Source organism: Luteibacter sp. P4_E6, from assembly GCF_056401535.1.
Map to the genome: position 1 here is coordinate 1 of NZ_JBFUJE010000096.1, position 11,284 is coordinate 11,284.

The following is an 11,284-nucleotide window of genomic DNA, read 5'->3' on the forward strand; positions in this document are numbered from 1 at the left end:
TCGTCGCGAAGTACAGATACACGGTGCCCTTCGCCTGCCCCGCCTCCGTCGCGATGGCCGCAGCTGACGGGAGCTTTTCCGGATCGCGAACGAACAGCGTGCGTGCGGCGGCCAGGATCGCGTCGCGACGCGCTTCCTTATCTTCGGCCGCCAGGGCGTATCGAACCATRCACGCTCAATCCATCATCAGGTCATGGCCATTCTATAGGTGATGCGCGAGAGCTGCTGCCGGGAGAACAGCCGGGACACGAAGGCCATCACGCTATTGACGCGGCCTGCCACGACCGCCGACTTGCCCGCCGCCATGGCGGCGAGGCCGATATCGACCACGGGACGCGACTTCATCATCATCCGCTTCATGGCCGCGTTGGGTGCTTCACCCGCCGCATCGAAGAACGAGGTCTCGGTAACGCCGGGCGAGAGCACGGTGACGACCACCTTCTTCGCTTTCAGCTCGGTGTGCAGGGCTTCACCAAGCGACAACACATACGCCTTGCTGGCCGCGTACGCCGCGAAATGAGGGCACGGCTGGAAGGCGGCCACGCTGGCCACGAGCATCACACTGCCCCCGCCGCGCTTCGCCATGTCGGATGCGAATACATGCGTCAGATCGGTCAAGCCGAGGACGTTGAGCCGAAGCATCGCGTTGATGCGATCGACCGGTGCATCCAGAAATTCCGCTGTAATGCCATGCCCGGCATTGTTGATCAGCGTATCGACCACGATGGCGTCCGCATCCAGGCGCAGCTTCAGTGAGGCAGCGGCACCATCCGCCGAGAGATCGAGGGCCACCACCTTCGCTTTCACGCCATGGCGCGAGCGCAGCTCTTCCGCGAGCCGCTCCATCGGTTCCTCCCGGCGCGCCGCAAGGACCACGTTGCTGCCCTTTTCGGCCAGCGCATGGGCGAAGTCCCGCCCCAAACCACTCGATGCGCCGGTAATCAGCGCCCAACGTTGTTGCGATGCCATGGAGTCGCTCCGAAATGACCAGTGGTCATAACGTAAATGACCGACGGTCATTTGGCAAGTGCCCTACTTGCGGGATACGGCAACCAGATAGGCGCGGCACATCAAACGAATCCCAATCGATTTCGGGCCGCGGCGGATGACAAGTCACCGTGGGCAAGGCCTACATTTGACAGTATCGCATATTGCGATAATATCCCCTTCGCCGCTTACGGAAGAGCTACATGCGGGTCATCAGCAACCGCCGCCTGGTCGACTTTGGCCAGCTCCGCCCCGACGCGGCGGAACCGCTCCGGTCCTGGAGAAAGTTAGTCGAATCCCGCTCCTATCAAGGCTTCAGTGATCTGAAGCAGACGTTCGGCTCTGCCGATATTGTCGGCGACAAGCATGTTTTCGACATTCGCGGGAACCGCTACCGGCTCGTGTGCCGCATCGATTATCAAGCCCAGCACTGTTACATCAGAGCAATTTTGACGCACGTACAGTACGACCGAGGACATTGGAAATGAGGACAAAGCGATCACTCGAGGCGATCTTCGCCCAGTGGGACGAATTCCAGAAGGTTTCCGGGGTTTGCCACATCGAAACCGCTCGCGACTATGACAAGGTAGTCGGCCTGACGGACGCACTTGTCGACGCCGGCGCCATGGCGTCCCAGCACTCGCAACATTCGCTCTACATGGTGCTGGCAGATCTGATTTACGCCTACGACCAGCAACATTTTCCTCAGGCCAAAGTCCATGGCATCGATCTGCTTCGATTTCTCATGGAACAAAACGGATTGACGCAAAGCCAGCTTCCCGAGATCGGCACGCAAAGCGTCGTGTCTGAAATCCTTGCCGGTAAACGCGAACTTACGACGGGTCACATCCGCGCTCTGGCGAAGCGCTTCGCACTGAGCCCCGCCGCCTTCTTCTAAGGCGCGGCGGCTTCTGCCTGCTCTCGCACCAGATCAATGAAGGCGCGAAGTCCTGCCGACATGTGTCGGTGCGCAGGGTAGTAGACGCTCAGGCCATCGAAGTACGGAGACCAGTCTTCGAGCACGGGCACCAGGCGACCGTCAGCGATATAAGGCGCCACGTTCCACTCACTGGTCCATATCAAGCCCATGCCGTCGAGGGCCGCCGCGACCATGAGGTGGTGGCTGTCGAGCCCGAGCGGTCCGTCGACGTCAATGCGGCGTTCCTGCCCGCGCTTCTCGAATTCCCAGCGGTACCAGGTGCCGCTGGGAAGACGGCTACGGATACACGTGTGTGTCAGAAGATCCTCGGGCACCTTCGGCTTGCGTCGGTCCTTGAAGTACGCGGGCGAGCCGGCCACCATGAAGCGCAGGCGACCCGTGCAGCGCACGCCGACCATGTCCTGCGGCACGTCTGCCGCAATCCGCACGCCTGCGTCGAAGCCCTCGGACACGATGTCGACAAGGCGGCCCTCGGTAACGATGTCCAGGCGCATCTCAGGAAAACGGCGCACATATTCGAAAAGCATCGGCTCGAGAATCATCGAAGCCGCGCCCTCGGACGTGTTGATGCGCAGGGTGCCGGTCGGACTGTCGCGGAAGGCGTTGGCCGCTTCCATCGCCGCGGAGATCTCACCGAGCGCCGGGCGGATACGCGCGACGAACTGCTCGCCCGCCTCGGACAGGGACACGCTTCGCGTGGTGCGATTGAAAAGACGCACGCCCATGCGCTGTTCCAGGGCAGCGACGGCATGACTGAGGGCCGACGGCGACATACCCACGGCTATCGCAGCACGGCGGAAGCTCTGGTGTGTCGCTACAGCGAGCACCGCCTGCAGTTCAATGAGACCAGCCTTGTGCATTGTGCGAAATCCCGCATCGATACGTCCCGGATAAGCCTGATTGTTAGTACACCGGGACGCAACTAGTTTGTCTGGGATCACCCACAGGAATTCGTCATGACCCAGACCGTCCTCATTACCGGCGCTTCGACCGGCTTTGGCAAGGCTGCCGCCCTGCACTTCGCGACACATGGCTGGCAGGTGGTCGCCACCATGCGCAACCCGGATGCCGGAGCCGACCTGGCAGCCAACAAAAACATCCTGGTCACCCGCCTCGATGTTCAGGACCTCGCGAGTATCGACGGCGCCATCGTCGAAGGCATCGATCGCTTCGGCGGTATCGACGCGGTGGTCAACAACGCCGGGTTCGGTCTGTTCGGCATCTTCGAAGGCGCCAGCCGCGAGAAGATCCAGGAACAGTTCGACGTGAACGTGTTCGGTGCGATGGACGTGACTCGCGCCCTCCTCCCGCATTTCCGCGCGCGCCGTCGCGGCACCATCATCAACGTGAGTTCCGGCGCCGGCGTTTTCGGTTTGCCGATGATCTCGCTGTACAACGCGAGCAAGTTCGCACTGGAAGGGTTCTCCGAGTCTCTGTCATACGAACTCGCCTCCCAGGGCATCACAGTGAAGATCGTCGAGCCCGGCGGCGTGCTCGACACGAAGTTCGGCGCACGATCATCGGACGAGTTCGGCAGCGCTTCCGTACCCGCGGGCTACGAAGACTTCGTCACGGCCACGGGCAAAGTGTTCGAGGGTCTACGCGCCAGCCGCCATGCCACCTCCGAAGATGTCGCCAAGGTGATCTTCGAGGCGACGACGGATGGCACCGACCGTTTGCGCTATGTGGCGACGGACGATATCCAGCCCTTGGTGAAGGCGCGGCGGGAGACTTCGGAGGAGGCTTATATGCATTTCATGCGCGAGCAGTTCCGCGCCTAGCGCACTTCGACAGGTGTAGCGCTTACGCTTCAATCGCACACGATTTATATGACTGTTTGAGCCCTTCGGGTCCGGCGCTACGGGAGCAGACTGACGCACCGTGGCGGCCGCCGCCTGTATAATCCCCGCCAGCAACACCCGGTGGGAGAAGCGGAGGGATCCGCTGCCGAAGGCGCAACGCCCGTAATCGCTCAGGCCCCCATGACCACCGGCGTGCTTCATCACTCTGGAGAGACCGGTTAAATCCGGCGCCGAAGGTGCAAGAGGCTTCCTAAGCCTCCAAACTCTCAGGCAAAAGGACAGAGGGGCGCCCCACGTGCCGGCACGGCACGTTCTTTCGGATGCCTCCAAGTCATGAGCCAGAAAAACTCTCCTTCGCTGCGTGAGCTCGAGAACCATGGCGCGTTCATCGAACGCCACATCGGTCCGAACGATGCCGAGATCGCCGAGATGCTCCGCGTCGTCGGCCACGACACGCTGGACGCGCTGACCGACGCCATCGTTCCCGGCTCGATCAAGTCGCCCGCCCCGCTCGCCCTGCCTGCCGCGGTGACCGAGGAAGAAGCGCTGGCGAAGATCCGCACCATCGCCGACCGCAACACCGTCTTCCGCAGCTTCATCGGCCAGGGCTACTACGGCACGCTCACGCCGAACGTCATCCTGCGCAACGTGCTCGAGAACCCGGCGTGGTACACGGCCTATACGCCGTACCAGGCGGAGATCTCGCAGGGCCGCATGGAAGCGCTGATCAACTTCCAGACGATGGTCGCCGACCTCACCGGCATGGATATCTCCAACGCCTCGCTGCTCGACGAAGCCACCGCGGCCGCCGAAGCGATGACGCTGGCCAAGCGTTCGGCCAAGTCGAAGTCCAACGTCTTCTTCGTCTCGAAGGATGTGCACCCGCAGACGCTCGAAGTACTGCGCACGCGCGCCGATGGCATCGGTATCGAGCTGCACGTCGGTGATGACGCCGAAGGCGCCACCGTCGACAGCTTCGGCGTGCTGCTGCAGTACCCGAATACCTTCGGTCGTGCGAACGACTACAAGGCGCTGGCTGACGCGACCCACGCGCGCGGCGGTATCGTCTGCGTCGCCACCGATCTACTCGCCCTGACGCTGCTTGCTTCCCCGGGTAGCTGGGGCGCGGATATCGTCGTCGGCAACACACAGCGTTTCGGCGTGCCGTACGGCTTCGGTGGCCCCCATGCCGCTTACCTCGCCTGCCGCGACGCTTATAAGCGTTCCATGCCGGGCCGCCTGATCGGCGTCTCCGTCGACACCGAAGGCAAGCCGGCTTACCGCCTCACCCTGCAGACCCGCGAGCAGCACATTCGCCGCGAGAAGGCCACCTCCAACATCTGTACCGCGCAGGTGCTGCTCGCCGTCATGGCCAGCATGTATGCCGTGTACCACGGTCCGGAAGGCCTTACCCGCATCGCGCGTCGCACGCATCGCCTCACCGCGATCCTCGCCGGCGCGCTCGGCAAGGCCGGCGTGGCTGTGGGTGGCGACTATTTCGACACGCTCCACGTGACCGGCGTCGATGCCAAGGCGATCCATGCCAAGGCCGCGGCTGCGAACGTCAACCTGCGCGCCATTGACGCATCCAGCGTCGGCATCAGCCTCGACGAGACCACCACGCGGGCGGACGTCGCCACGCTGGCTTCCGTCTTCGGCGCGAACGCGAACGACATCGACACGTTGGATGCCGCGACGGCCGATGCCCTGCCGTCGGGCCTCCTGCGCAACACCGACTTCCTGCAGCATCCGGTATTCAACACGCACCACAGCGAGCACGAACTGCTTCGCTACCTGCGTGGCCTTGCCGACAAGGACCTCGCGCTCGATCGCACCATGATCCCGCTCGGCTCCTGCACCATGAAGCTCAACGCCACCGCCGAGATGATTCCGGTGACGTGGCCGGAGTTCGCCAACATCCATCCGCTCGCTCCGGCCAACCAGGCCCAGGGCTATAAGCAGCTGATCGACGAGCTGGAAGCGATGCTTGTCGAGTGCACCGGCTACGACTCGGTGAGCCTGCAGCCGAACTCCGGCGCCCAGGGTGAATACGCCGGCCTGCTCGCCATCCGCGCCTACCACCGCTCGCGCAATGAAGGCCATCGCGACATCTGCCTGATTCCGGAATCCGCGCACGGCACCAACCCGGCGTCGGCGCAGATGTGTGGCATGACCGTCGTGGTCACGCGCTGCGATGCCAACGGCAATGTGGACGTCGACGATATTCGTGAGAAGGCCGAGAAGTATTCGGACCGCYTCGCCGCGATCATGATCACCTACCCGTCCACGCACGGCGTGTTCGAGGAAGACGTGGTCGCCATCTGCGACATCGTGCACAAGCATGGTGGCCAGGTGTACACCGACGGCGCCAACATGAACGCGCTGGTCGGCGTGRCCAAGCCGGGCAAGTGGGGTTCGGACGTCTCGCACCTCAACCTGCACAAGACCTWCTGCATTCCGCACGGCGGCGGCGGCCCGGGCGTCGGCCCGTGCGCGGTCAAGTCGCATCTCGCTCCGTTCCTGCCGCGTACCTTCGGTGGTGAGGGCGACGTGGGCATGGTCAGCGCCGCCAGCTTCGGCTCGSCSTCGATCCTGCCGATCTCCTGGATGTACATCACGCTGATGGGCACCGAAGGCCTGCGCAAGGCGACCCAGGTGGCCCTGCTCAACGCCAACTACATTGCCAAGCGCCTCGCACCGCACTACGACACGCTGTACACCGGTCGTAATGGCCTTGTCGCCCACGAGTGCATCCTCGACCTGCGCCCGCTCAAGGACGCCACCGGCGTCGGCGCGGAAGATGTCGCCAAGCGCCTGATCGACTTCGGCTTCCACGCCCCGACCCTTAGCTTCCCGGTCGCCGGCACGCTGATGGTCGAGCCGACCGAGAGCGAATCCCAGCACGAACTGGACCGCTTTATCGACGCCATGATCCAGATCCGCGACGAGATCCGTGCGGTGGACGACGGTCGCCTGGACCGCGAGGACAACCCGCTGCGCAACGCCCCGCACACGGCCACCATGGTCACGGGCACCGAGTGGACCCACGCCTACCCGCGCGAACTGGCTGCCTTCCCGCTGCCCTCGCTGAGGCTGTCGAAGTACTGGCCGCCGGTGTCCCGCGTGGACAACGTCTACGGCGACAAGAACGTGATGTGCGCCTGCATCCCGATCGATGCGTACAAGGAAGACGCCGAGGCCTAAGCCTCTGGGTGTTGAGGCCGGCCGGGGAAACCCGGCCGGCCTTTTTCCTTTGTAGGAGCCGATTCATCGGCGATGCTCTATGTGGGAGCCGATTCATCGGCGATGCTCTATGTGGGAGCCGATTCATCGGCGATCCCGCGGCAGCGGGCCAGGTCGCCGCGAGCCCCATCGCCGCTGAAGCGGCTCCCACATACAGCCCCCTGCGTTTGTCTTAAACTGTTCGCCTAGCTTTTCCAAGGCAACGAAAATGACCCAGGAAACTCCGCGCGACGACAGCCTCCTCGRCCTGCTCAAGGGCGTCGAGGACTTCAGCCACAAGGTTTTCCCCGAGCCGGAAAACCGCAAGCTGTTCAGCGAGCTGGCCGAAGGCCAGACCCCCCATACCCTCTTCATCACCTGCGCGGACTCCCGCGTGGTGCCGGAGATGATCACCCAGACCCAGCCGGGCGAACTCTTCGTCTGCCGCAACATCGGCAATATCGTGCCGGGTTACGGCGAGATGCTCGGTGGCGTGTCCGCCGTGGTCGAGTACGCCGTGATGGTGCTTGGCGTGCAGCATGTCGTGGTCTGCGGCCATACCGATTGCGGCGCCATGAAGGGCCTGCTCAACCCGGACTCCACCAAGGACCTGCCCACGGTCGAAGCCTGGCTGCGCAATGCGCAGGCGGCCAAGAGCGCCGTGTTCGCGCGCAAGCTCGAGGGCGCCGATGCCATGCAGGCCGTGATCGAAGAGAACATCCGGCTGCAGCTGACCCATCTCCGATCCCACCCCGCCGTCGCGGCCGCGCTCGCCAACGATGCGATCAACCTGCTCGGCTGGGTCTACGACATCGGTGACGGCACGATCACCGTGCTCGACGAAACGGACAACACGTTCATTCCCCTGTCCGAAGCGATCAAGCGCGAGCACAAGGCGTGATCCTTCCCGGCCGCGCGCACCTGGGCCACATCCTGCGGTATGTGGGCAAGCCGCTGATCTGGCTGCTTGCGTGGGACGTGGCCGTGACCGCTTTCTGGTTCGTGATGCATCCCCGGTGGACCGCGGAGTTCCCGGCCCTCCCCCTCACGCTGCTCGGCTCGGCCGTGGCCGTCTACCTGAGCTTCCGTAACACCACCGCCTATGCGCGTTGGTGGGAGGCGCGCACGCTCTGGGGCGCGATGGTCAACGCCTCGCGCACGCTTGCCCGTGAGGCCTTGACCATGCTGCCGGAGCGCGCCGCCGCGGTCGCCGTGGCACATCGCCAGATCGCCTATGTGCATGCCTTGCGGCTGCACCTGCGCCGGCAGGCGCCGTGGGACGAACTATCGGCGCGCCTGCCCGCTGACGAGGTGGAAAGGCTGCGCGGCGTCACCAACGTGCCCAACGCGATCCACGCGCGCACCGGTACGTTGATCGCCGACGCAAAGCCCGATCCGATCCTGCTGACCGCACTCGCGCGCACGCTCTCGGATATCTCCAACGCCCAGGGCGGCATGGAGCGAATCAAGAACACGCCGCTGCCACAGCAGTACGCCACCTACCCCGCCATCTTCACGCATGGCTTCTGCATCCTCCTCCCGCTCGGCCTCGTCGAGACGCTGGGCCTGTACACGCCCCTGGGTTCCACGGTGGCCGGCTTCCTCTTCCTCGCCCTGCTGCAGATCGGCAACGACATGCAGAACCCCTTCGAGAACCTCGAAGACGACGTGCCCCTCACCACGCTCACCCGCGGCATCGAGATCGACCTGCGCGACGCACTCGGCGAAACGCATGGCCTCGAGCCGGCGAAGCCGATCGACGGGATCCTCTGGTAGCACGCTCTCCCGGCTGACGGCATGGTGCAGCGCATCCATGACCGTTGGCACACGACCCGGGCCTCGATTCGGATTTCAATCGATATAAATACCGGTCCCACGGAGATCTGCCCTTGCGCGCGATGCACCCGTTCGTCCTTGCCGCCGCCCTGTTGCCCGCGGCCGTCGCCGCTGCCTCCGGTCCTGCCGCCCTCGTCAATCCGCTGATCGGCACGGCTAACGGCGGCAATGTGTTTCCGGGCGCCGTCGTGCCCTTCGGCATGCTGCAGTTCTCCCCGGAAGCCTCGCCGCTCCCCGGCAAGAAGTCGCCGATCGCCGCACCGGGTGGCTACGAATACCGCGCCGACGCGATCCGCGGCTTCAGCCTGACCAATGTCGAAGGCTGGGGTTGTGCCGGCGGCTCGGGCGACGTGCCGATCATGCCGATCAGCGAGGACGTGACGACCTCTCCGTCGACCGACTTCCGGCACGCCTATGCGTCGAAGTTCTCGCACGCGAACGAGGTGGCCAAGGCCGGTCACTACCACGTGACACTCGATAACGGCGTCAMCACCGACCTCACCGCKGCCCTGCATTCGGGCGCGGCGCGCTTCGCCTTCCCTGCCGGCAAGCCAGTCAACGTGCTCGTGCGCGCTTCGGATTCCGAATCGGGCTCCGAGAAGGCGACGGTTACCATCGACCCKGCCCATCAGCGCATCAGCGGCGACGTCACCAGCGGCAACTTCTGCGGCTACATCAACGAAGCGGATCGTCGCAGCTACTACACCGTCCACTACGTGATCGAATTCGACCAGCCCTTCGCGACCACGGGCACCTGGCAGGACACCACCGTCACCAAGGGCGGAAAGCAGGCGCAAGGCGGCACGGGTTACGGCGAGAAAGGTTTTCCGGATGCCGGCAAGGGTTCGGGTGCGTGGGTCGGCTTTGCGAAGGGCACCAGCGCGGTCAACGTGCGCGTCGGCATTTCGTATGTGAGTACCGCGAACGCGCAGGCCAACCTCGACGCGGAAAACCCGAAGGGAACGACGTTTGAAGCGCTGCGTGACAAGGCGGTCGACGCGTGGAACGCACGCCTGTCACATATCGACATCGAAGGCGGCACGCCGGACCAGCGCACCGTGTTCTACACCGCGCTCTATCACTCACTGATGACCCCCAACGTGTTCAGTGACGTTAACGGCGAGTACACCGGTTTCGACAACAAGGTGCACAAGGTCGCCGGCACCCAGAAGGCGCAGTACGCAAACTTCTCCGGTTGGGACGTCTATCGCTCCCAGCTGCCGATGGTCGCCTGGCTCGAGCCGAAGACAGCGAGCGACATCGCGCAGAGCCTCTACAACCAGGCCCAACAGAACAACGGCGTGTGGGACCGCTGGACGCACAACAACGGCGGCACGCATGTCATGAACGGCGATCCCGCCGCCGCCGCGGTCGCAGGCATCTATGCCTTCGGCGGCCGCGACTTCGACGCCAAGGGCGCCCTCGCCTCGCTCGTCCACGCCGCCGACAACCCGACCGCCCTCGACCTGTCGCACGACGGCTGCGAAGTCGAATGCGTCGGCCAGCGTCCCGGCCTCGATGCGTGGCTCAAGCTGCATTACATCCCGGTCGGCGCACCCGCATGGGGACCGGCTGCCGACACGCTGGAAACCGTCGCGGCCGAGTTCGGCATCAGCTCACTGGCAGCGCGCCTCGGTGACACGGCCACCTCACAGCGTTTCCTCAGCCGCGCCCAGTACTGGCGCAACCTGTTCGACCCCAAGGCCACGCCCGAAGGCGGCTACATCCGCAATCGCAACGCGGACGGCAACTGGGCGCTGATCAAGGACGACGACAAGGAGGCCCCGCATGCGTTCACGCCGTCGACCGAAGACGGCTTCGTCGAAGGCAGCGCGGCACAGTACGTGTGGATGGTGCCGTTCAACGTCGGCGGTCTGTTCGACGCCATGGGCGGACGCGAGAAGGCGCGCAAGCGACTCGACGCGTTCTTCTACCAGCCGGACGGCACGTTCGCCGTCACCAAGTCCGGCCCGCTGCATGCGGAGCTGGATAACGAACCGTCCATCGGCACGCCCTGGCTCTACAACTTCGCCGGCCAGCCGTGGAAGACGCAGGAACTCGTGCGCCGCGTGCTCGACACCATCTGGGTGAATGCCCCCAACGGCATTCCGGGCAATGACGATCTTGGCGAGATGTCGTCGTGGTACGTCTTCGCCGCACTGGGCGTGTATCCGTCCATTCCGGGTCGTGCCGAGATGGTCGTGGGCAGCCCGCTGTTTACGAAGGCCACCGTGCATCGACCGGATGGCGATGTCGTGATCGAAGCGCCGAACGCTGGCATGGGCAAGCCCTATGTCACGGCCCTGAAGGTCGACGGGAAGGTCAGCACGAAGTCGTGGCTGCCCGAGTCCTTCGCGCTCAAGGGCGGCAAGCTGGAGTTCGAGTTGTCGGATAAGCCGAACAAGGCCTGGGCAACGAAAGCGGCAGACGCCCCGCCCTCGTTCGACAAGAAGTAATCGCTCATGCTGTTGTAGGAGCCGATTCATCGGCGATTGGG

General features: G+C 64.2%; 10 protein-coding genes and 1 riboswitch. Of the genes, 7 read left to right on the forward strand and 3 right to left on the reverse strand.

The window, feature by feature from the left end:
• Positions 1–169: TetR family transcriptional regulator (locus tag AC1DT2_RS08395; protein ID WP_477295838.1), on the reverse strand; the 169-nt coding region annotated here is incomplete at its 3' end.
• A gap of 17 nt (positions 170–186) precedes the next feature.
• Positions 187–969, reverse strand: coding sequence for an SDR family NAD(P)-dependent oxidoreductase (locus tag AC1DT2_RS08400; RefSeq protein WP_477295830.1), 783 nt, complete (start codon positions 967–969; stop codon positions 187–189).
• 221 nt (positions 970–1,190) lie between these two features.
• Between AC1DT2_RS08400 and AC1DT2_RS08405 the strand changes: the two genes are divergently transcribed.
• Together AC1DT2_RS08405 and AC1DT2_RS08410 are read left to right on the forward strand one after the other, a co-directional pair.
• The gene (locus AC1DT2_RS08405; RefSeq protein WP_477295831.1) at positions 1,191–1,475 is read left to right on the forward strand and encodes a type II toxin-antitoxin system HigB family toxin; all 285 of its coding nucleotides are present in this window, start codon (positions 1,191–1,193) and stop codon (positions 1,473–1,475) included.
• Positions 1,472–1,885 carry a helix-turn-helix domain-containing protein gene (locus AC1DT2_RS08410; RefSeq protein WP_477295832.1) on the forward strand — a complete coding sequence of 138 codons (414 nt, stop codon included), beginning with the start codon at positions 1,472–1,474 and terminating at the stop codon, positions 1,883–1,885. The genes AC1DT2_RS08405 and AC1DT2_RS08410 overlap by 4 nt, the downstream gene beginning before the upstream one ends.
• Here AC1DT2_RS08410 and AC1DT2_RS08415 read toward each other — a convergent pair.
• Complete coding sequence (locus AC1DT2_RS08415) at positions 1,882–2,787, reverse strand: LysR family transcriptional regulator (RefSeq protein WP_477295833.1); 906 nt, start codon at positions 2,785–2,787, stop codon at positions 1,882–1,884. The genes AC1DT2_RS08410 and AC1DT2_RS08415 overlap by 4 nt on opposite strands.
• Before the next feature lie 96 nt (positions 2,788–2,883).
• On the opposite strand from AC1DT2_RS08415, the gene AC1DT2_RS08420 reads away from it, so the two are divergent.
• The 5 genes from AC1DT2_RS08420 to AC1DT2_RS08440 all read left to right on the forward strand — a co-directional run bounded on the left by AC1DT2_RS08420 (position 2,884) and on the right by AC1DT2_RS08440 (position 11,243).
• The gene (locus tag AC1DT2_RS08420; RefSeq protein ID WP_477295834.1) at positions 2,884–3,708 is read left to right on the forward strand and encodes an SDR family oxidoreductase; all 825 of its coding nucleotides are present in this window, start codon (positions 2,884–2,886) and stop codon (positions 3,706–3,708) included.
• A gap of 216 nt (positions 3,709–3,924) precedes the next feature.
• A riboswitch (glycine riboswitch) is annotated at positions 3,925–4,021 on the forward strand.
• 41 nt (positions 4,022–4,062) lie between these two features.
• Complete coding sequence (gene gcvP, locus AC1DT2_RS08425; protein ID WP_477295835.1) at positions 4,063–6,933, forward strand: aminomethyl-transferring glycine dehydrogenase; 2,871 nt, start codon at positions 4,063–4,065, stop codon at positions 6,931–6,933.
• 247 nt (positions 6,934–7,180) lie between these two features.
• The gene (locus AC1DT2_RS08430; protein ID WP_477295836.1) at positions 7,181–7,852 is read left to right on the forward strand and encodes a carbonic anhydrase; all 672 of its coding nucleotides are present in this window, start codon (positions 7,181–7,183) and stop codon (positions 7,850–7,852) included.
• Complete coding sequence (locus tag AC1DT2_RS08435; RefSeq protein ID WP_477295837.1) at positions 7,849–8,727, forward strand: bestrophin family protein; 879 nt, start codon at positions 7,849–7,851, stop codon at positions 8,725–8,727. The genes AC1DT2_RS08430 and AC1DT2_RS08435 overlap by 4 nt, the downstream gene beginning before the upstream one ends.
• A 122-nt stretch (positions 8,728–8,849) precedes the next feature.
• Positions 8,850–11,243: a GH92 family glycosyl hydrolase gene (locus tag AC1DT2_RS08440; protein WP_477295839.1), complete on the forward strand. Its 2,394-nt coding sequence runs from the start codon at positions 8,850–8,852 to the stop codon at positions 11,241–11,243.
• Positions 11,244–11,284 lie beyond the last annotated feature (41 nt).